This is a genomic window from Rathayibacter sp. AY1B8 (assembly GCF_002932775.1).
GTDB lineage: Bacteria > Actinomycetota > Actinomycetes > Actinomycetales > Microbacteriaceae > Rathayibacter.
In genome coordinates this window covers 318,766-339,531 of the sequence record NZ_PSWJ01000001.1, presented here as the reverse complement: position 1 = coordinate 339,531, position 20,766 = coordinate 318,766, and the positions used below count along the sequence as shown (strand labels likewise).

Genomic DNA, 20,766 nt, shown 5'->3' with positions numbered 1-20,766 from the left:
CGCCGACTGAACGACACGAACGAGGTGTTCGCCATGCCCACGCAGCCATCCGACGTCCCCCTGGACCCGGCGCCGCAGAGCGCTGGGGACCCCGCCCCCGTCCTCGGCGGCACGGGCGAGGACGCTCCTCCCGCTCCCGACCCGAGCCTCGAGTCGGCCGTCGGCGACGCCGCTCCCGCCGCCGTCCCGGCCGAGCCCGCCCGCACGTCCGGGGCTCCCATCGAGCCCCGTCTCGCCGAGCCCGAGTCCCCGGACGAGGAGCTCGCCCGCCTGCGCGCGCAGGTCGACTCCCTCCTCAACGACCCCTTCGACGAGTGGGTCGAGCGGATCCAGGTGGGCGGAGTGACCGCCTCCGGCTTCGAACGCACCCTCTCCTGGCGGGTGACGAAGCCGCTCCGCCTGGTGCGCACCTTCCAGATCCGCGTCGAGCAGCTCGGGCTGTCGGGCGCCGTCGGCCACAGCGCGCGCTTCGTGAAGCGCCGCCTGTCCGGTCGGGCGCGATGAGCGACCGGTCGCAGGTCTCGGCCGCCGGCGCGGCCGCCGCGCGCGCCCACCGCACGGAGGCGATGCTGCAACGCCTGGAGCAGATCGGCGCGCTCCTCTTCGACGAGGAGCGCCGCGCCTCGCTGCGCACCCGCGGGCCCGGCCCGTACCTCGACGAGGTGGCCCGCGAGATCCGCTCGCGCCAGGACGACGAGCTGACCTGGGTCGCGCTGGTGTCGTTCACGGCCGCGTACCCGACGAGCGAGCTGTTCGACTGGTTCCGCCGCGCCCTCGAGCTCGCCCCCGAGGAGGCGGCGCTGCGCATCTTCCTCGAGGCGGGCTCCCGCACCGCGACCGGGTTCGCCGATCTGGACGCCCGTGTCGAGGTCGTCACCGGGGTCGTCCTGATCGACGTCGACTTCCCCGCCCGCCACGGTCACAACACCGGCGTCCAGCGGGTCGTGCGCCAGACCGTGTCCCGCTGGGATGCCGAGCACGAGATCGTCCCGGTCGCCTGGGTCCACGGATCGATGTCCTTCCGGCGCCTGAGCGCGATCGAGCACGAGCGCGTCGTCGACTGGTCCTCCGCCGGGCGGCGCGACTGGGAGCATGGCGATCCGGAGCGCATCGAGTTCGTCGTGCCCTACCGCAGCGTCGTCGTCATCCCCTCGGTGCCCGACTACAACCAGTGCGGGCCGCTCGCGGCCCTCGCCGAGTACTCCGGCAACGAGGTCGTCGTCCTCGGCCACGACGCCATCCCCGTCGTCAGCGCCGACACGGTGCCGCCGGAGGAGACGGTGCGCTTCGTCAACTTCCTCTCCGTGGTCAAGCACGCCGAGCGCGTCGCCACGGTGAGCGCCGCGGCCGCGCTGGAGTTCGAGGGCTTCGTGCGAGCGCTCCCCGCTCAGGGCCTCACCGGCCCGACCGTCGTCCCGGTCCCGCTGCCCGTGGAGCTCCCGGACGGCCTGCGCTCCGAGGGCCGGAGCGCGTCCGGCCTGCCGCTCGTGCTCTGCGTCGGCAGCCAGGAGCCCCGCAAGAACCATCTCGCGGTGCTGCACGCCGCCGAGGTCCTCTGGCGCGAGGGCCTGCGGTTCCGCGTCCGCTTCATCGGCGGGGCCAACCCGTGGGCGCACCAGGTCTTCGATCCCCGCGTGCGCGAGCTGGTCGCCGCCGGGCGCCCGGTCGAGGTGCTCCGCGGAGCCGACGACGACGTCCTGATCGCGAGCTACCGGGAGGCGCTGTTCCTGGCGTTCCCGTCGCTGCACGAGGGGTACGGCCTGCCGGTCGCCGAGGCGCTGTCGATCGGGCTGCCCGTGCTGACCTCGCGCTACGGCAGCACGGCGCAGATCGCCGAGCACGGCGGATGCGTCCTGATCGACCCGGAGTCCGACGAGGAGATCACCGACGGCATGCGCCGCCTGCTGACGTCGCCGGAGCTCGTCGACGAGCTCCGCCTCGAGGCGGCAGAGCGGCCCGAGCGCACCTGGGACGACTACGCCCGGGAGCTGTGGGCCGCCCTGATCGGCCCCTCGGCCCTCATCGAGCACGAGGAGGCGCCCCGTGCGCTCTAAGCAGTACCTGGTCGACCGTCTCGCCACCCTGGTGCGCACCCTGGCCCCCACTGTGGAGCCGCTGGGCAGCGTCGACGCCCTTACCGGACAGCTGAGCGTTCTGCTGCCCGCCCCCACCGACCGCGAGGTCTGGCTGGTGCTCGCCGTCCTCCGCGGCACGCTCCCGCGCCGGGAGGACGTCGTCGACGGCCGCCGCCGGGCCCGGCTGGACGGCACCGCCGGTCTGCTCACCCACGCCGCGTCCACTATCGCCTCGAACCGGGTCTTCGCCCGCTTCCACCACCCCGAGGTCGAGGTGGTCGTCGGCGCGGTCGTCGTCGACGTGCACCACACCGCGCGCACGGGGCTGGCCACGGGCATCCAGCGCGTGGTGCGCCAGAGCCTCGTCCGTTGGACGCGCGACCACGAGATCCTGCTCGCCGGCTGGGACTCGACCCACGAGTCGCTCGTCATGCTCACCCCGGAGCAGAGCCGGAACGCCGTCTCGGGCGACGTGCCCGACGCCGCCGAGGACCGCTCCCGCGTGATCGTCCCGTGGCAGGGCACCTACCTCCTGCCCGAGCTCGCCGTGGAGGACGAGCGGACGTCGCGCGTCTCCGCCCTCGCCGAGTTCAGCGGCAACCGCACGGGCACCATCGGCTTCGACTGCGTGCCGGTCACCACCGCCGAGACGGCGAGCACGGGCATCAGCGCCGCGTTCTCGCGCACGCTCGTCGCTGTGTCGCACATGGACCGCATCGCGACCATCTCCGAGGCGGCCGCGACCGAGTACTCCGGCTGGCGCCACATGCTCGGCAGCGTCGGGATGCAGGGGCCGGACATCCGCCCGATCCTGCTGCCCTCGCAGCCGGAGAGCGTCTCGGACGAGGAGCTGGCCACCGCCGCGCGCTCGCTGGTGACCGGTGACCTCCCGCTCGTCGTCTGCGTCGGCAGCCACGAGCCGCGGAAGAACCACCTGGCGGTGCTCCAGGCCGCCGAGCTGCTCTGGCGCCGGGGCGTTCGCTTCAGCCTGGTCTTCATCGGCGGCAACGCCTGGAGCAGCGCCGAGTTCGAGTACCGACTCGAGGTCCTCGAGGGCCAGGGCCGTCCGGTCCGCTCGCTCTCCAAGATCACCGACGCGCTGCTCTGGAGCGCCTACCGCCTGGCCCGGTGCACCGTGTTCCCCTCGATCAACGAGGGCTACGGTCTCCCGATCGTGGAGTCGATCTCGGTCGGCACCCCGGTCGTGACCTCCGGATTCGGCAGCATGCACGAGGTCTCCGCCTCGGGCGGCGCGCTGTTCGTCGATCCGCACGACGACCACGACATCGCCGCGGCCCTCGAGCGGCTGCTGACCGACGACGAGCTGCACGCGCGGCTCTCGGCGGAGGCGCTCGCGATCGACGGCGGCACCTGGGACGAGTACGCCGCCCGCGTCTGGTCTTACCTCGTCGAGGGAGACGGCGTCGACGAGCGGGCCCGGGCCGAGCAGTCGGACGCGACCGCCTAGGCGTCCTCGACCCACCGCGTGCAGAAGGCCCCCGCTCCAGGAGCGGGGGCCTTCTGCACGCGGTGGGCGCGGCTCAGTCGGAGCGGCGCGCCAGCTCGAGGTCGTTCTCGACCATGCGGGCGACGATCTCCTCGAAGCCGACGGTCGGCGCCCAGCCGAGCACTTCGCGGGCCCGGGAGGCGTCCCCGCGCATCTCGGGGGCGTCCACGGGGCGCGCGAACCGCGGGTCGATCGTGACCCGCTGCTCCCAGTCGTCGATGCCGGCCGCGGTGAAGGCGGCACGGACGAAGTCGCGGACCGAGTGCGCGACTCCGGTCGCCACGACGTAGTCGCTCGCCTCCTCGGCGCGCGAGGCGCGCACGAGGGCGTCCACGTAGTCGGGAGCCCAGCCCCAGTCGCGGCGCGCGTCGAGATTGCCGAGCGAGAGCTCCGACTCGGCGCCCGTCGCGATCGCCGCGACTCCGGCGGTGATCTTGCGGGTGACGAAGCCGAGCGGCCGACGCGGCGACTCGTGGTTGTAGAGGATGCCGGACGAGGCGTGGAGCCCTCGGCCGCGGTAGACCGCGACGAGGTGGTGCGCGAACGCCTTCGCGGCTCCGTAAGGCGAGACCGGGCGGATCGGGGTCCGCTCGGTCTGCGGGTTCTCGGTCGCGGCCCCGAAGATCTCGGAGGAGGAGGCCTGGACGAAGCGGACCTCCCGGCCCGCCGACTCCTGGAGCGCCAGCGAGGCCTCCAGGAGCGCGGCGACCGCGGTGCCGGTCACCTCGGCCGTGAGCACGGGCTCCTTCCACGAGAGCGCGACGGAGGAGAGGCCGGCGAGGTGGAAGACCGTGTCCGGCTGCGCCTCCGCGACGATACGGCCGAGGCCGGAGGCGTCGCGGAGATCGCCCTCGAAGGCGCGGACGGCGGCGGGAAGAGCGGCGTCGTCGGTCCCGCGCACGAGCGCGGAGACCTCCCAGCCGTCGGCGAGCAGGCGCTCGACGAGGTAGCCCCCGTCCTGACCGCTCGCTCCGGTGACGAGAGCGGCAGGCATGACTACTTGATCAGCGCGGACTGCTCGGCGAGGTCGTTCTCGACCATCATCGCCACGAGCTCGGGGAACGAGACCTTCGGCTCCCAGCCGAGGACGTCGCGCGCCTTCGCCGGGTCGCCGATCAGCAGGTCCACCTCGGCGGGACGCATGAACGCGGGGTTCTGGGTCACGTACGGGGTCCAGTCCTCGATGCCGACGTGGTTGAAGGCGATGTCGAGGTACTCGCGGATCTCGTGGGTCTCGCCGGTCGCGACCACGTAGTCGTCGCCCTCGGGCTGCTGCAGCATGCGCCACATCGCGTCGACGTAGTCGCCGGCGAAGCCCCAGTCGCGCTTCGCGTCGAGGTTGCCGAGCTCCAGCGTCTCCTGGAGGCCGAGCTTGATGCGGGCGACCGCGAGGCTGATCTTGCGGGTGACGAACTCCGGGCCGCGGCGGGGCGACTCGTGGTTGAAGAGGATGCCGGAGGAGGCGTGCATGCCGTACGACTCGCGGTAGTTGATGGTCATGTAGTGGCCGAAGACCTTGGCCACTCCGTAGGGCGAGCGCGGCCAGAGCAGCGTCTCCTCGCTCTGCGGGACCTGCTGGACCTTGCCGAACATCTCGGAGGAGGAGGCCTGGTAGAACTTCACGCGCGACATGTCGGAGCCGGCGTAGAGGCGGGTCGCCTCGAGGATGTTGAGCACGCCCTTGCCGGTCACATCGGTGGTGAGCGACGCGTTCTCCCACGAGTAGGCGACGAACGAGATCGCACCGAGGTTGTAGACCTCGTCGGGCTGGGCGGCGGCGAGCACGCGCACCAGGCTCGACACGTCGGTCAGGTCGCCGGTGAGCAGGGTCACCTCGGGCACGGTGCGGCGGACCAGCTCGTACTTGGGGTTGTTCTGCCCGCGGACGAGCCCGAAGACCTCGTAGCCCTTCGAGAGGAGGAGCTCGGCGAGGTAGAGGCCGTCCTGGCCGGTGATTCCGGTGATCAAAGCGCGGGGCACGTGGTGGTCCAATTCGTCGGGGTCGATGACAGCGGGACACATACTACCCACGGGCACGGCCGGGCGCCGGGAGCGGTGCGGCCCGCCGGTATCCTGGCCGGGCTTCGGACCGATTGGACGCCATGCCGGAACTCCGCCCCGTCACGCTCGCCGTGCTCACCGTCGACCCGGGCGGGATGGGCGGCGGCGAGACCTACGCGCGCGCGCTCACGCGCCTCCTCGCGCCGCGGCCGGGGGAGGAGGGGCCCGCCGTGCAGGTGCTCGTCCCCGAGAACGCGCGCGGCTTCAGCGAGGGCGTGCCCGAGGTCGTGGCCGAGGGGGTCGTCAGCGGGGCGGGCCACCGCCGCCGGGCCGTGGGGATGCTCCAGGCGCTCCTGCGCACGCCGCAGCTGCGTCGGCGCCTCGGCCGGGACGCAGTGCTCTACTTCCCGTTCACGGTCCCGCTCCCGTGGCCGTCGCGGCGGCAGGGGCACGTGCAGATGCTGTTCGATCTGCAGCACCGCGACCTCCCGCACCTCTTCCCCCGCGTCGAGCGCGTCTTCCGCCGGCTCGCCTACGAGGCGACCGCTCGCCGCGCCGACGCGGTCATCACCATCAGCGCCTTCACCAAGGGGCGGATCGTCGAGCTGCTGGGCATCCAGGAGGAGAGGATCCACGTGTCGCATCTCGGCGTGGACACCCGGCGCTTCGTCGCGAATCTGGGCACACGCGAGGACTTCGTCTTCTACCCGGCGCGCGCCTGGCCGCACAAGAACCACGCCCGCCTGTTCGAGGCGGTGCGCCTGCTGCGGGAGGAGGGGCACGCCCTCCGCCTCGTGCTGACGGGAGGGGATCTGGACCGCCTCGGCCCGCTGCCGGACTTCGTCGAGTGGCGCGGCCACGTCACTCCGGAGGAGCTCGCCGACCTCTACCGCCGAGCCGCGGTGCTGGCGTTCCCGAGCCTCTACGAGGGCTTCGGCCTCCCGCCCATCGAGGCGATGGCGTCGGGATGCCCGGTCGCCGCGTCCGACGCGGGCTCGCTCCCGGAGATCTGCGGGGACGCCGCGGTCTACGTCGATCCGCTCGAGCCGCGCTCGATCGCGGACGGGATCCTCGAGGCGATCGAGCGGACCGGCGAGCTCGGCCCGCTCGGCGTCGAGCGCGCCCGGTCCTTCAGCTGGGAGCGCTGCCGGGAGGAGCACCTCGCCGTGCTCCGTCAGGTGGCGCGGCGGCGCGGGCGCTGAGGAGTCCGGTCAGTCCCGCGGGTGCAGGAGCCGGCGCCAGCTCAGTCCCTGGGCCGCGCGCATCGCGCAGAGCACCACGAGCAGCCAGCCGGCGTCGAGCAGGATCGAGCTCTCGGCCAGCGCGGTGACCATCAGCACGGTCAGCACCAGCACCGGCCAGACGTGCACGACCGCCTTGCGCTCGGAGGCGATCAGCCAGGAGCGCCAGAGCGCGAGGCCGATCAGCACGACGAAGAGGACCACCCCGACCGCGCCGACCTGCAGGGCCACGTCGAAGAGCGCGTTGAGGCTCGACGAGTGCGGGCGGCCCGAGAGGTAGTCGATGGCGGTGAAGGGGTAGAGGTCGGGCCGCCAGTAGCCCACCCAGCCCCAGCCGACGATCGGAGCGAGGTCCGTGAAGCGCCAGACCTGCTGCCAGAGCCGCAGCCGGAACTCGAACTCGCTGCCCGCGTTCAGCAGCTCGATCACCCGGTAGCGCAGGAGCCACACGGTGAGGGAGGCCGCGGCGGCGACGCCGAGCACCGCGAACTGCCGCCGACGGCGGTGGGTGCCGTCGCCGTGGCGCACCCAGCGCAGAGCGAGGGCGACGACGACGGCCACGGCGAGCACGCCCGCGCTCACGGCGGAGCGCGTGAAGAGGAGGGTGACCGCGGCGAGGGCGATCGAGGCGACGGCCGGCCCGCGGGCGACGGAGCGGGTCATCAGCTCCACCGAGAACGTCACGATCGCCAGCAGGCAGACCAGCCCGAGCTGGTTGCGCGTGCCGACGAGTCCCTGGATCGGCCCGCCGACCGCGAGCAGGCCCTCCACGCCGAGGAAGCGCAGCGGCTGGTCGATCAGCACCCCCGAGAGCACCTCCACGGCCAGCGAGGCGATCAGCACGACCCGCAGCACGTCGCCGACCGAGCGGATGATCTGGATGATGTCGCGCGTGAGGCCGATCGCGATCGCCAGGAACGCCAGGGCGAACTGGTAGACGACGCTCGAGACCGTGGCCCAGGTGTAGTCGCTCCACAGCACGCTGAGCGCGATCCAGCCGAGGAACACCAGGATGCTCGTGGGCAGCAGGCCCTCCCAGTCGAGCCGCCCGCGCCGCAGGACGAGCATGACCGCGGCGAGGGCGGTGAGCGTGGCGACGGCGGCGATGTAGCCGGGCCAGCCGATGAGCCCGCGGACCGCCGGGGCGCAGAGGACGGTGACGAGAGTGGTCTGCGCGAGGGCCGCCGCGAACTGCGGGGACGCCGTCGCGTCGGCGACGGAGGCGGGGAGCGAGGGGCGGCGGGGCCTCATCGCCTCGGGGAGGCGTCGGCGAGGGGGAGCGGGGTCGCGGCGAGGACCTCGGGCGTCTCGGTCGCCGGTCGCTTGGTCTGCACCGCGAAGAGGACGAGGAGCAGCCAGCCTCCCTCGATCAGGATCCGGCTCTCGAACAGCGACTGCGCCAGGAGGGCGACCACGATCAGCAGCGGAGCGAGGCTGACGGCCGTGTAGGGGAGAGTCGAGGTCGCGTCGCGCCGCGGGCGGTCGACCGCGCGGAACCAGGAGCGCCACAGCGTCGAGACGGCGAGCGCCGCGAAGAGGACGAGGCCGACCGCTCCCAGCTGGAGGGCGACGTCGAGCCAGGCGTCGTGGGCCTGCAGGTAGAGCACGCCCTTGCGCTCGGCGAGGGTGTCGAACGGGGCGGCCCAGGGAGCCCAGTAGCTGACCCAGCCCCAGCCGAGGACCGGACGCTGCAGCGTGAGCGCGATCACCGAGTCCCAGATGTCGAGGCGGCCCGTGGCGTCCTCGCTCTTGCCGAGCAGGCCGAGGAGGGCGCCCCAGCCCGCGGCGCCTCCGGCGACGGCCGCCACCGCCAGCCCCGCGGCGGTCAGGTAGACGGGACGCCGGCGGGACTCGCCCCTCCGGCGAGCCCAGAGCGCGAACGCGGCCGCGAGGACGACGGCGACGAGGCAGAGCAGGACGGTCGCCGAGCGGGTGAGCAGGAGGGTCGCGACGAACAGGGCGACCCAGACCGCTCCCCACCGGCGCCGGATCGAGTGGGCCGCCAGCTCGATCGCGATCACGATCAGGCCGAGCAGGGCGAGGAAGCCGAGGAGGTTGCGGTTGCCGACGATCCCCTGGACGGGCTCGCCGGTGAAGAGGGCGGCCTGCGACCAGTAGAAGGCGTCGGGCGTCGGTCCGTCGGCGGGAGGCTCGACGCCGAACGGCAGGACGGGCTGCCGCACGACGACCGCGATCACGAGCTCGAAGAGGAGCGACAGGCCGACGGAGAGGCGCAGGGCCCGTCCGAGAGCCGTGAGCAGCTCCCGGCTGCTCAGCGTGACGGCGAGGACGACGCCGCCGAGCGTCGTCGCGAGCTGCGCCGTGACTCCGATCGCGCTCGCTCCCGGATAGGCGGACCACAGCAGCGAGAGCACCGCGAGCCCGAGGAAGAGGACCAGCGACTTCGGCGTGCGGGCCCAGCGCAGGCGGGGGCGGGCGCGGACGAGCACGGCGATCGAGGCGCCCAGGAGCACCGCGACGACGACGCCCCAGCCCCACCATCCGGCGAGGTTCCGCAGCGACTGGCCGGCCAGCAGCACGGCCAGCACCGCCACCGCGAGCGCTCGGGGAGCGGCGGGGGCGGCGCGTCGGATCATGGCGACCAGTCTAGGGAGCGGGGGCGGCGCGGCGGCGTGCCGGGCGCGCCGCCGCACCCTCCCCGGCCGGGGAGGCTCAGACGAACGCAGCGGTGCCGGTGATCGAGCGGCCGACGATCAGCGTGTTCATCTCGCGGGTGCCCTCGTAGGAGTAGAGGGCCTCCGCGTCGGCGAAGAAGCGGGCGACGCCGTAGTCGAGGACGATGCCGTTGCCGCCCATCACCTCGCGGCACCAGGCGACGGTCTCGCGCATCCGAGCCGTCGCGTAGGCCTTCGCGAGGGCGGAGTGCTCGTCGCGCTGCTCGCCGGCGTCGAGCATCTCGGACACGCGGGTCGCCAGGGCGATGCTGGCCGTGATGTTGCCGATGCTCTTGACCAGGAGGTCCTGCACCAGCTGGTGCCCGACGAGCGGCTTGCCGAACTGCACGCGCTCCTTCGCGTAGCGCAGCGCCGCGTCGTAGGCGCCGATCGCGACGCCGATGGCCTGCCAGGCGACCTCGGCGCGGGTGAGCCGGAGCACCTTCGCGGTGTCGCGGAACGAGTTCGCGCCCTGCAGGCGCAGCGACTCCGGGACGCGGACGCCCTCGAGCACGATGTCGGCGTTCTGCACCGTGCGCAGGCTCTGCTTGCGCGCGATGGCGGTGGCGCGGTAGCCCGGCGTCGAGGTGGGGACGAGGAAGCCCTTCACCTGGCCGTCCTCCGCGTCCTTCGCCCAGATCACGGTCACGTCGCTGAAGGTCGCGTTGCCGATCCAGCGCTTCTCGCCGTCGAGGATCCAGTCGTCGCCGTCCCGGCGGGCGGTGGTGCGCAGGCCCTGGGCGGAGTCGGAGCCGGAGTGCGGCTCGGTGAGCCCGAAGGCGCCGACGACCTCGCCCGAGGCGAGCTTCGGCAGCCACTCGGCGCGCTGCTCCTCGGAGCCGGCGACGCCGACCGTTCCCATCACCAGGCCGTTCTGCACGCCCACGTAGGTCGCGATGCCCGCGTCCACCCGGCCCAGCTCGAGCGCCACCCAGCCGCGGAACACGGCGGAGTTCTCGATCGCGCGGGTCTCGGGCCAGGAGAGGCCGATGACGCCGGTGGCGTGGATCGCGGGGATCAGCTGCCGCGGGAACTCCGCGCGCTCCCAGTACTCGTCGGCGATCGGCCGCACCTGCTCCTCGAGGAACGCGCGGACGCCGACCAGCAGCTCCTTCTCGGCGGGCGTGAGCGCCGCCTCGAACCCGTAGAAGTCGGCCCCCAGGGTCTCGAAGGTCGTGCTGTCCATGCTCTGTGCTCCCTCGCTCGTCGGATGCGGCACGGCGACCGCTCCGACGGCGACAGTGCTGCGAGTCCCAGCGTACGAAGCGCGCCTGCGAGTGCCGCGTCCTCTGGCGGAGAGCACCAACAGGCGGGCCCTCCTCCCGGGCCCGCGTTGTGGATCCTGCTAGCGTCGCAGCGGAGCGGCCCCGGCGCGTCCGGCTGAGCGGCTCGGACCCACCCCTCGGACGGAAGGCCAGCGCTCCCGTGTTCATCCCGATCGGCAACACCCCCCGCGACTACGCCTGGGGCTCGCTCACCGGCATCTCGGAGGCCCTCGGCACCGCGCCCTCCGGCGCCCCCGAGGCCGAGCTCTGGCTCGGCGCGCACCCGGGCTCGCCCGCGCGCATCCTCGACCCCGCCTCGGTCGGCGCCGGCACGCTCGCCGAGTGGATCGGCGAGCACCCCGAGGCGGCGCTCGCCGGAGTGGAGGGGTCGGTCGATCCGGTCTCGGGCGCTCCCCGTCTGCCGTTCCTGCTCAAGATCCTCGCGGCGGGCGGGCCGCTGTCGCTCCAGGCCCACCCCTCGTCCGAGCGGGCCCGGCGCCGGTTCGTCGAGGAGGAGGAGGCCGGCATCCCCCGCGACGCCGCCGATCGCAACTACAAGGACCCGTTCCACAAGCCCGAGCTGATCTACGCGCTCAGCGAGACCTTCGACGCGCTCTGCGGCTTCCGTGAGCCGGCGGACGCCCGGGCGCTGCTCGCCGAGCTGGCCGGGCGCGCCCCGACGGAGGAGGCGGCCGCGATCGCGCGGTTCGCCCGGACGCTCGAGGGCGAGCCCTCGGAGGTCCTCCGCGGCGCCGTGTCGTGGCTGCTCGCCGACGGCGACCGTGCCGAGGTCGCCGCGCTGGTGTCCGCGGTCGTCGCGGCGTCCGCGGGCGACGACCGCCTCGAGACGACCACGGTCCGGGACCTGGCCGAGAGCTACCCGGGCGACCCCGGAATCGTGCTCTCGCTCCTGCTCAACCGCGTCCGCCTCGCCCGCGGCGAGGTGCTCTACCTGCCCGCCGGCAACATCCACGCCTACCTCGCGGGCACGGGCGTGGAGCTGATGGCCGCCTCCGACAACGTGCTGCGCGGGGGCCTCACGCCCAAGCACATCGACGTGCCCGAGCTGGTGAGCGTGCTCGAGTTCTCGCCGCTGCCCGTGCCCTACCTCCCGGCCGAGGAGGCCGGGCCGGGCGTGCGCGTCTACCGTCCGGACGTCCTCGACTTCGTGCTCGCCGTCGTGCAGCCGGCGTCGGAGGAGCCGGCCCGCGTCGCCCTGCACGGGCCCGCCATCGCGATCGCGACCGAGGGCTCGTTCTCGCTCGAGGGCGCCGAGGGCTCGGTCCGCGTCGAGCGCGGCGGCAGTGTGTTCGTGACCCCGTCGGAGGGCGCTCTCGCCGTCACCGGACGGGGCACGCTCTTCGTCGCGACGGTCTGACCCCTCCAACGACCCGGCCGCTCAGGCGGCGAAGGTGCGGCGGTAGGCCGCCGGCGTGGTCCGCAGGACGCGCGTGAAGTGGTGGCGCATCACCGCGGCCGTGCCGAAGCCGACCCGCGCGGCGACCGCCTCGAGGGTCAGCTCCGTCTCCTCCAGCAGCACCTGCGCCCGGAGGAGGCGCTGGCGGGTGAGCCAGGCGAGCGGAGTCGTGCCGAGGTCGGCCCGGAAGCGGCGCGCGAAGGTGCGGGGGGCCATCAGGGCGCGACGGGCCAGCGCCTCGATCGAGAGGTCCTCGTCGAGGTGCTCCAGCATCCACTCGGTGACCTCGGCCAGCGAGTCCGCGCGCGCCTCGGGAACGGGGGTCCGCAGGTACTGCGCCTGCCCGCCGTGGCGCTGCGGGGGCACGACCATCCGCCGGGCGACGACGCTCGCCGCCGTCGCGCCCAGCTCCTCGCGCACCACGTGCAGCGCCGCGTCGATGCCGGCCGCGGTGCCCGCGCTCGTCACGATGCGCCCCTCCTGCACGTAGAGGACCTCGGGGTCCACCGTGACGGAGGGGAAGCGCCGGGCGAGCTCCGCGGCGTGCATCCAGTGGGTGGTCGCGCGCCGGCCGTCGAGCAGGCCCGCCTGCGCCAGGGTGAAGGCCCCGCTGCAGACGCTGAGGATCCACGCGCCGCGCTCGTGAGCCTCGCGGAGGAGGTCGAGCACCCGCTCGTCGGCGGGCCCGCGGCCGTGGGCGGGGACGGCGATCAGGTCCGCGTCCCGGGCCGCGTGGAGACCATCGGCGATCAGCAGGTCGACTCCGAGGCTCGTGCGGACGGGGCCGGGATCGGGAGTGGCGATCCGGAAGTCGAGGGCGGGACCTCCGTCGGTGCCGCGGTCGATCCCGAACACCTCGCAGACGACCCCGAACTCGAACGGCGCGAGGCCGGGCAGGGCGAGGAGGGCGACGGAGCGGAGCACGGCGGCAGGATATCGCCACCCGTCGTCATCCGGCCCATCCACGCCGTCGATCCCCGCCGCTAGGGTGTCTTCCGGCGCGCGGAGTCGCGGGCCCGCACCGAGGAGGATCCACATGGCATGGCTGGTCACCGGGGGAGCCGGATACATCGGGGCGCACGTGGTGCGCGCGTTCTCGGAGCAGGGCATCGACCCCGTGGTCCTCGACGACCTCTCCTCGGGGCACGCGTCGTTCGTGCCCGAGGGCGTCCCGTTCCATCAGGGATCGATCCTCGACGAGGCCCTGCTCGACCGCGTGCTCGCCGAGCACGACATCGAGGGCGTCGTCCACGTCGCCGGGTTCAAGTACGCCGGAGTCTCGGTGCAGCGCCCCCTGCACACGTACGAGCAGAACGTCACCGGCACCATGCGCGTGCTGGCGGCGATGGAGCGCGCCGGCGTCTCCTCGATCGTCTTCTCCTCGAGCGCTGCCGTCTACGGCGCGGTCGACGTCGAGATCGTCACCGAGGACACCCCCAAGAGCCCGGAGTCGCCCTACGGCGAGTCGAAGCTGATCGGCGAGTGGCTGCTCGCGGACGCGGGGCGGGCGCACGGCGTCCGGCACGCCTCCCTGCGCTACTTCAACGTCGTCGGGTCCGGCTACCCGGACGTCTACGACACCAGCCCCCACAACCTCTTCCCCCTCGTCTTCGAGGCTCTGCTGGACGGCCGCACGCCCCGGATCAACGGCGACGACTACCCGACGCCGGACGGCACCTGCGTCCGCGACTACATCCACGTCGCCGACCTGGCGCTCGCGCACGTCGCCGCGGCGCGCCGCCTGGCCGCCGGCGAGCCGATCGACCCGGTCTACAACCTGGGCAGCGGATCCGGGGCCTCCGTCGGGGAGATCATGCGCGCGATCGCCGACAGCACCGGCATCGCCTTCACGCCCGAGGTCGCCCCGCGGCGGCCGGGCGATCCGCCCCGCATCGTCGCCTCCGGTGAGACGGCGGCCCGCGACCTGGGCTGGGAGATGCGGCACACCGTCGCCGAGATGGTGGAGAGCGCCTGGCGCGCACGGAGCGCCGCGACCGCCTGATCGGATCTCACGTTCGCGACACGCCGGTGTGTCGTGAACCCTCCACGGCGGGTTGAGGGTTTATGGTCCGCGACTTGACCTGAGCGAATGACACCGCTGTAATTACCTAGGCAGCGGCTCCGGGAGGAGCGGCCGCCGATCATCGGTTCGCAGGCGGGGTAGGAGACGGCATGACGCTTCCGGAACAGCACTCCGGAGTCCCCGAGGACTGGTTCGTCGATCCGGTCCGTCTGGGCGTGCCCGGGGTCCGACCCGGGATCGACACCGCGACCGAGGCGCCGGGGGGCGCGCTCTCCTGGCAGGTCGACTCGCTGTGCGCGCAGACCGATCCCGAGGCCTTCTTCCCCGAGAAGGGCGGCTCGACCCGCGACGCCAAGAAGATCTGCACCTCGTGCGAGGTCCGGGCCCAGTGCCTCGAGTACGCGCTCGAGAACGACGAGCGGTTCGGCATCTGGGGCGGCCTCTCCGAGCGCGAGCGCCGGAAGCTGCGCCGCCGGGCCTAGTCCCCTCCTCGCCGCGACCCGACCGACGGGGCGGCGAGCCGCAGGCGGGCGGCGCGGCGGCATCGCTTAGGGTGGTCCGCGATGTATCCACGAGTCACCGCCGTCCTCGTCGCGCGCAACGGCGCGGCCTATCTGGAACGAACCCTCGCGGCTCTGCGGGCGCAGACCCGTCAGCCCGACGCGACGGTGTTCGTCGACGGAGGCTCGAAGGACACGACCGACGAGCTCCTCGCGTCCTGGGGTCCGACGCAGCTCGTGCAGGTCGCCGAGCACCTCCCCTTCGGCCAGGCCGTGGCCCGCGCGGTCCGCGTGATGCAGCCGCCGGCCGGAGAGGACGAGTGGCTGTGGCTGCTCGCGCAGGACTCCGCCCCCGAGCCCGGCGCCCTCGCGGCGCTGCTGGGAGCCGTCGAGGTCGCCCCCTCCGTCGCGGTCGCCGGGCCCAAGATCATGGACTGGACGCGCTCCGGCTACATCCGCAGCTACGGCGAGTCGATCACCAAGCACGGCACGACCGTCCACCTCGTCGAGGACGAGCTCGACCAGGGCCAGCACGACTCCACGCCCGACGTCCTGGCCGTCGCCGCCGGCGGCATGCTCGTGCGCCACTCCCTCTGGGAGGAGCTCGGCGGCTTCGACCCCGGCCTGCCGGTCGTCGACGACGCGCTCGACTTCTCGATCCGCACCCGGCTCGCCGGGCACCGGGTCAGCCGCGTGCCGGACGCCCGCGTCACCACCGCCCGCATCGGGCTGCAGCGCCCCGACGGCCGCCGCATCGACAGCGGGGAGCGGCGCCGCGCGCGCCAGCACCGCACCGCGCAGCTGCACCGCCGGCTCGCCTACGCGCCCGTCGCGCTCCTCCTCCTGCACTGGCTCTCGCTCGTCCCCCTGGCGATCGGCCGCGCGGTCGTGCGCCTGCTGCGCAAGCAGCCCGGGCTGGTCGGAGGAGAGCTGCTCGCGGCCCTCGTCGTCGCCTTCGGGGGGACGAAGGTGCTGCGGGCCCGCACGGTGCTGCGCTCGTCGAAGAACGTGGGCTGGAAGGCCGTCGCGCCGCTGCGCATCCCGCTGGACGTGGTGCGGCAGCTGCGCTCGGTGCGCCACGACGCCGTGCGCGTGCAGGCCGGGCGGGACCGCCATCCGCTGCACTTCTTCCAGGGCGGGGGAGTGTGGGTCGTCCTCGTCGCCGCGCTCGCCGGCCTGGTGATCTACACGCCGCTCCTCGCTGCTCCCGCGCTCAGCGGTGGCGGTCTGCTGACGCTCTCGCCGACCGTCGGCGAGCTCTGGCGCAACGCGGCCTACGGCTGGCGCGACCTCGGCTCAGGGTTCATCGGCGCGGCGGACCCGTTCGCCGCCGTCCTCGCCGTGCTCGGCTCGCTGACCTTCTGGTCGCCCAGCTACTCGATGGTGCTGCTCTACCTCGTCGCGCTCCCCGCTGCCGCCCTCGGCGCCTGGCTGATGATCGCGCGGCTCACCCCGCGCGCGACCGCCCGCGCCGCCGGAGCCCTCGTCTACATCCTCGCTCCCGCCTTCTTCGCCGCGCAGGCCGACGGGCACCCCGCCCCGCTGCTGGTGCACGTGCTGCTTCCCTGGCTCTTCTTCGCCGGGTTCGGCGCGTACCGCTCCTGGTCCGCCTCCGCGAGCGCCTCGATCCTGGCTGCGGCCGTCGTCGCGTGCGCGCCGGTGCTGGCCGTGCCGCTCCTGGTGATCTGGCTCGTCGTCGTCGCCACCTCGGGGCGGCGGATCGGCCGCTTCCTCGGCCTGCCGATCCCCGCGGCCGTCCTCCTCTTCCCGCTGGTGGTCGCCCGCGCACCGCGGGGCGACTGGCTCGGCGTCCTCGCGGATCCGGGCGTCCCGCTGCCCTCCGCGCAGTCGGACCTCGTCGCGCTGCTCGCCGGCTTCCCGGCCGGTCTGCCCGACGGATGGCTCGCGTTCCTCGGCGGTCTGGGGATCGGCGCCTCCGCCGCCCCGCTGGTCACGGCCGTGCTCGTCGTGCCGCTGATCGTCGCGGCGCTGGCCGCCCTCCTCCTCCCGAACAACCTCTCGGCCCTCGGCGGCGTCGGCGTCGCGGCGGCGGGTCTCGTGACCGCCTCGCTCGCCCAGGGCGTGCAGGTCGCGACCACCGGCTCCGAGGCGGTCTCCGTCTGGAGCGGCACCGGTCTCAGCCTCTACTGGCTCGGCCTGGTGATCGGCGCGTCGCTCTCGCTCGCCGCCGTGCGCTCCGTGCGCGTGGTGCCGGCGCTCGTCGTCACGGCCGCGGCAGCAGCACTGGTCGGTCCGCTCGCGGTGGCCTTCCCGTCCGGCGCCGGCACGTCCGTGTCGACCACGTCGGACCGCTCGCTCCCCGCCTACGTGGCGGCCGAGGCCCGGAACGACCCGCGGGTGGGCACGATCGTGCTCGTCCCGCAGGCGGACGGCGGCGTCCTCGCCCGGCTGGAGCGCGGAGCGGGCGCGACCCTCGACCAGCAGTCGACCCTCGCGAACACCGGCGCCGAGAGCACGGACGCGATCGACGAGCTGGCGGGCAACCTCGTCTCGCGGACGGGCTACGACGTCCCCTCCGCGCTCGAGAGCCTCGGCGTGCGCTTCGTCGTGCTGACCGAGCCGGCCGGCACCCAGGTCGGCGACGCGGCCGCCGCCGTGCGCGCGCGGGCGGCCGTCTCCCTCGACGGCAACGCGGCGTTCTCGGCCGTCGGCGACACCCGCTACGGGCTCCTCTGGACGGCCGTCGACACCGAGGGGACCCGCACCGAGGCCGCTCCGTCCGGCGTGGTCGGGCCCTTCGGGATCGCCTACACGATCGCCCTCCTCCTCGTCTTCGTCGTCGCCCTCCTGCTGGCGGTGCCCACCGGGCTCTCGCTCGAGCGGGGCCGCTCCAGCGGCGCGGTCGCCGGGATCGACGACGAACCGGGCGAGGCCACCGGCCAGTTCGACGACGGGAACGACGATGTCTGACCCCGCCGACCAGGAGAAGCAGATGCCCGAGTCCTCCGCCCGCCGCTCCCGCGCGGAGCGCCGCGCCGATCGCGCCGCGGCCTCGACGCCCGATCGCGCACCCTCGGCCGCCCGTCGGCGCCGGACGGCCCTGCGCGGTGCGGTGGGCGCGGCCGGAGTCGTGATCGCCGCGGCCGCCGTGGTCGTGCCCCAGCTCCTCCCGTCCCCCCTGGTCTCGAGCGCCGCGGAGGGCGTCGTCGTGACGCCCGTCGCGGCCGACAGCTCGCTGGTCTGCGGCGGCGATCTGATCGACGCCGGAGAGCCGGAGCAGCTGCGTGCCCTCGACGGCGCGGCGACCGCGGTCCGGCCCGAGGGCTCCACCTCGGACCCCACGGTCCTCGACGAGGACGACGTCGCCGCACCGGGCACCGGCATCACCGGTCTGAGCGTGCCCGCGGGCTCCGACCCCGCTCCCGGCGGAGCCACCGTCCAGGGCATCGGCACGGACACCCTCTCCGGACTGTCGGCCCGCGCCTGCGCCGAGCCCTCGGCCGACAGCTGGCTCGTGGCCGGCTCGACCGACGTCGGGCGCACCTCCGTGCTGATCCTGGCGAACCCGAGCGAGGTCGCCTCCACCGTCGACCTCACGCTCTTCTCCGAGACCGGCACCGTCCAGGCCACCGGCGCCACGGGCATCGTCGTTCCGGCCGGAGCGGTCCGCGCGCTCCCGCTCGCGGGGCTCGCCCCCGGGGTCGTCCAGCCCGTCGTGCACGTGACCGCCCGGGGCGGCGAGGTCGCCGCGAGCATGCAGAGCAGCGCCATCTCCGGCCTCACCCCGGAGGGCGTCGAGACCACCGGCCCCTCCGCCGGCCCGGACACGCTCGCCGTGATCGCCGGCTTCACCGTCACGTCGCCTCCGGCCGAGACCGCGAGCGACGACGGCAGCGGCGGCGCGGGCAGCCCCGTGCTGCGCATCCTCACCCCCGGCGACGCCGACAGCACGGTCTCGGTCGAGGTCACCAACGAGGATCCGAGCGGGTCGGGCGCCTCCACCCAGGTCGTCGTCCCCGCCGGCCTCGTCGGCGAGGTCCCGCTCACGGGCCTGGCGGACGGCTCCTACCGCATCGTCCTGCGGGCCGATCAGCCGATCGTCGCGGCGGGGCGGACGACCTCGACCGGCTCGGCCGGCACGGACTTCGCCTGGTTCGCCTCCGGCACCGCGACCACGACGCCCTTCGGCGTCGCCGGCACGGGCGAGGGCGACGCGCGGCTGCACCTGGTCAACGGCAGCGACTCGACCGCCTCGGTCGAGATCGAGGCCCCGGGCGGCACCCGCACGCTCGAGCTCGGCCCGTTCGCGGCTCTCGCGACCCCGCTGGACGGCGACGGCGCGGTCGTCAGCAGCACCCAGCCCGTGCAGGCCTCGGTCTCGATCGCGCGCGACGGGCGGATCGCCTCGTACACGATCGTCCCGCCGGGACCGCTCTCCTCGCCGATCACGGTCTACTCGCACTGAGACGCGGGGCGGCGGCGCCTCGGCCGTGCCGGCGCCTCAGCGGTCCCGGCGCCTCAGAGCTGCCGGCGCCTCAGGGGTGCCGGTAGCGGTCCGGGGAGATGTCCCACGGGTCGCGGCCGAGCAGCTCCGCGACGGCGCGGAACACGTAGCTCTCGATCAGCATGCGCTGGTGCCACTCGTCGCGGCGGTGCAGCTTCGCCAGGCGCTCGATCGGCACGCGGTAGAGCGTGATGCGGCGCGCGGCGTGGTCGACGCGCCACCGCGCGATGCCCGTGCCCTGCAGCCGGTCGGGGTCGACGTCGGGAGTCGCCGCGACGTCGACGCGGATGCCGGCGAGCTCCTCCGGCCAGGTGCCGCGGAGGTAGTCGAAGGCCGAGCCGATCGTCGCCTCGAAGAAGTCGGAGCGGGTCTGCAGCAGGGGGAGGTGCGGACCGGTGATCGGCCCTCGTGCGCCGCGGCCGTGCCGGTCGCGGGAGCCTCCGCGCGACCCGCTCGTCGGGCGAGCGGCGGAACGACGAGCACGGGGCATGGCTCCAGCCTATTGCTACTGTGGGCGGCGATGACCGGACGGCACTGCTCGCGGACGGGCTGCCGTGCGCAGGCCGTCGTCACGCTGACCTACGACTACCGCGACTCGCTGGTGGCGGTCGGGCCGCTGAGTCCTGCGCCGGATCCGCACGGCTACGACCTCTGCGCCAAGCACGACCGGCGGCTCCTCGTCCCGCGCGGCTGGGAGACCGTCCGCTACGGCGCGGGGCCCGCCTAGGCCGCTGCCGCGCGCGTCAGGGCCGCTCGGGGAAGCCGCGCGGCGTGCTCGAGAGCACGGGGGCCAGCCGCTCGAGGCGCTGGTCGGACAGGAGCAGGGCGCGCTCCTCCCGCGCCCGGCGGAGTGCGGCCACGGCGAGGAGGAAGTCCTCCGCGGGCGCGGCGGGCAGCGGGGAGACGTGGACCGCGGTCTCGTCGGCCAGCGCGGCGGCGAGCTGCGAGCGCGACGGCTCCGTCATGCCGTGGCGCTGACGGAGGAACTGCGCCAGTCGGCGCGCCAGGGCGTCGGGGAGGCGCGCGGTGTCCGCCGTGACGGCCCAGCCCCGCAGCGGCTCCGGGATCTCGACGACCAGCGGCTCCGCGCGGGGAACGCGCTCGAGCTGGCTGTGCGTGCCCGCGAGGACGTCGCCGAGACGGCGCGATCGGCGCGAGAGGAGGCCGACGACCGCGGCGAGCCCGCCGAAGGTCATCAGGATCTCGAGGACGCCGGTGAGGCCGCGCACGAGGGCGTGCCGGAAGCCGATGGAACCGCCGTCGTCGCGGACGACGCGAGCGCCGACGGTGAGCTTCCCGAGCGAGCGGCCGCGACTGGCCGTCTCGACGGTGACCGGCACGATCACCACGGCGATGACGAGGGCCGCGATCGCCACGGCGGCCGAGGCGGCGGGGTCCAGGCCGCCGTCCCCGGAGAGGGAGGAGACCAGCAGGAACAGGCCCAGCGCGAGCAGGAGCTCCGCGATCAGGTCGATGATCGCGCCGACCGCGCGGAGCACGAAGGAGGTGACGGGCACCTCGAGCGCGATCGCCTCGCCGGTGATCAGGTCGGCGTCGTCGAACTCGGTGCGCTGCTCCTCCACGGTGCTCCTCCCGG

18 protein-coding genes are annotated in these 20,766 nt (G+C 74.1%); 10 read left to right on the top strand and 8 right to left on the bottom strand.

What is annotated here, in order from left to right:
- Window positions 1-33 precede the first annotated feature (33 nt).
- Genes C5C63_RS01485 through C5C63_RS01475 form a run of 3 tightly spaced genes read left to right on the top strand, consistent with a single transcriptional unit; the run spans window position 34 to window position 3,543 of the window.
- The gene (locus C5C63_RS01485; protein ID WP_104223152.1) at window positions 34-504 is read left to right on the top strand and encodes a hypothetical protein; all 471 of its coding nucleotides are present in this window, start codon (window positions 34-36) and stop codon (window positions 502-504) included.
- Window positions 501-2,054, top strand: coding sequence for a glycosyltransferase (locus C5C63_RS01480; RefSeq protein ID WP_104325376.1), 1,554 nt, complete (start codon window positions 501-503; stop codon window positions 2,052-2,054). The genes C5C63_RS01485 and C5C63_RS01480 overlap by 4 nt, the downstream gene beginning before the upstream one ends.
- Window positions 2,044-3,543, top strand: coding sequence for a glycosyltransferase family 1 protein (locus tag C5C63_RS01475; RefSeq protein ID WP_104232815.1), 1,500 nt, complete (start codon window positions 2,044-2,046; stop codon window positions 3,541-3,543). Before C5C63_RS01480 ends, C5C63_RS01475 begins: the two co-directional genes overlap by 11 nt.
- 73 nt (window positions 3,544-3,616) lie before the next feature.
- On the opposite strand, the gene C5C63_RS01470 is transcribed toward C5C63_RS01475, so the two are convergent.
- Window positions 3,617-4,576, bottom strand: a complete 960-nt coding sequence (locus C5C63_RS01470) for a GDP-mannose 4,6-dehydratase (RefSeq protein WP_104232814.1) — start codon at window positions 4,574-4,576, stop codon at window positions 3,617-3,619.
- A gap of 2 nt (window positions 4,577-4,578) precedes the next feature.
- Window positions 4,579-5,562, bottom strand: a complete 984-nt coding sequence (locus tag C5C63_RS01465) for a GDP-mannose 4,6-dehydratase (protein WP_104275317.1) — start codon at window positions 5,560-5,562, stop codon at window positions 4,579-4,581.
- Between the two features lie 122 nt (window positions 5,563-5,684).
- On the opposite strand from C5C63_RS01465, the gene C5C63_RS01460 reads away from it, so the two are divergent.
- On the top strand, window positions 5,685-6,785 hold the full coding sequence (locus tag C5C63_RS01460) for a glycosyltransferase family 1 protein (protein ID WP_104294938.1): 1,101 nt from the start codon (window positions 5,685-5,687) through the stop codon (window positions 6,783-6,785).
- A gap of 9 nt (window positions 6,786-6,794) precedes the next feature.
- On the opposite strand, the gene C5C63_RS01455 is transcribed toward C5C63_RS01460, so the two are convergent.
- From C5C63_RS01455 to C5C63_RS01445, 3 genes are all read right to left on the bottom strand, one after another.
- Window positions 6,795-8,075, bottom strand: coding sequence for an O-antigen ligase (locus tag C5C63_RS01455; protein WP_104325375.1), 1,281 nt, complete (start codon window positions 8,073-8,075; stop codon window positions 6,795-6,797).
- A complete protein-coding gene (locus C5C63_RS01450; RefSeq protein WP_104232810.1) occupies window positions 8,072-9,421 on the bottom strand; it encodes an O-antigen ligase in 1,350 nt (449 codons plus the stop codon). Before C5C63_RS01450 ends, C5C63_RS01455 begins: the two co-directional genes overlap by 4 nt.
- A gap of 76 nt (window positions 9,422-9,497) precedes the next feature.
- Complete coding sequence (locus C5C63_RS01445; protein WP_104324133.1) at window positions 9,498-10,685, bottom strand: acyl-CoA dehydrogenase family protein; 1,188 nt, start codon at window positions 10,683-10,685, stop codon at window positions 9,498-9,500.
- A 239-nt stretch (window positions 10,686-10,924) separates the two neighbouring features.
- Here C5C63_RS01445 and manA point away from each other — a divergent pair, with 239 nt between their 5' ends.
- Window positions 10,925-12,142, top strand: coding sequence for a mannose-6-phosphate isomerase, class I (manA, locus tag C5C63_RS01440; protein ID WP_104325374.1), 1,218 nt, complete (start codon window positions 10,925-10,927; stop codon window positions 12,140-12,142).
- 21 nt (window positions 12,143-12,163) lie between these two features.
- Here the strand turns inward: manA and C5C63_RS01435 are convergent, their stop codons facing one another.
- Window positions 12,164-13,105, bottom strand: coding sequence for a GlxA family transcriptional regulator (locus C5C63_RS01435; RefSeq protein WP_104325373.1), 942 nt, complete (start codon window positions 13,103-13,105; stop codon window positions 12,164-12,166).
- 112 nt (window positions 13,106-13,217) lie between these two features.
- Here C5C63_RS01435 and galE point away from each other — a divergent pair, with 112 nt between their 5' ends.
- The 4 genes from galE to C5C63_RS01415 all read left to right on the top strand — a co-directional run bounded on the left by galE (window position 13,218) and on the right by C5C63_RS01415 (window position 19,130).
- The gene (gene galE / locus C5C63_RS01430; protein ID WP_104255247.1) at window positions 13,218-14,183 is read left to right on the top strand and encodes a UDP-glucose 4-epimerase GalE; all 966 of its coding nucleotides are present in this window, start codon (window positions 13,218-13,220) and stop codon (window positions 14,181-14,183) included.
- A gap of 170 nt (window positions 14,184-14,353) precedes the next feature.
- Window positions 14,354-14,686, top strand: coding sequence for a WhiB family transcriptional regulator (locus tag C5C63_RS01425; protein ID WP_104224145.1), 333 nt, complete (start codon window positions 14,354-14,356; stop codon window positions 14,684-14,686).
- Window positions 14,687-14,767: 81 nt separating this feature from the next.
- Entirely contained in the window at window positions 14,768-17,635 is a 2,868-nt protein-coding gene (locus C5C63_RS01420) for a glycosyltransferase family 2 protein (protein ID WP_104325372.1), read from the top strand.
- On the top strand, window positions 17,628-19,130 hold the full coding sequence (locus tag C5C63_RS01415) for a DUF5719 family protein (protein WP_146078918.1): 1,503 nt from the start codon (window positions 17,628-17,630) through the stop codon (window positions 19,128-19,130). Before C5C63_RS01420 ends, C5C63_RS01415 begins: the two co-directional genes overlap by 8 nt.
- 70 nt (window positions 19,131-19,200) lie before the next feature.
- Here C5C63_RS01415 and C5C63_RS01410 read toward each other — a convergent pair whose 3' ends face one another.
- Window positions 19,201-19,659 (bottom strand): metallopeptidase family protein, encoded by a 459-nt coding sequence (locus C5C63_RS01410; protein ID WP_104224142.1) that lies wholly within the window; start codon window positions 19,657-19,659, stop codon window positions 19,201-19,203.
- Between the two features lie 30 nt (window positions 19,660-19,689).
- Between C5C63_RS01410 and C5C63_RS01405 the strand changes: the two genes are divergently transcribed.
- A complete protein-coding gene (locus tag C5C63_RS01405) occupies window positions 19,690-19,896 on the top strand; it encodes a DUF3499 family protein (RefSeq protein WP_104325371.1) in 207 nt (68 codons plus the stop codon).
- Window positions 19,897-19,912: 16 nt separating this feature from the next.
- Here C5C63_RS01405 and C5C63_RS01400 read toward each other — a convergent pair whose 3' ends face one another.
- On the bottom strand, window positions 19,913-20,752 hold the full coding sequence (locus C5C63_RS01400; RefSeq protein ID WP_244230605.1) for an RDD family protein: 840 nt from the start codon (window positions 20,750-20,752) through the stop codon (window positions 19,913-19,915).
- Window positions 20,753-20,766: the final 14 nt, after the last annotated feature.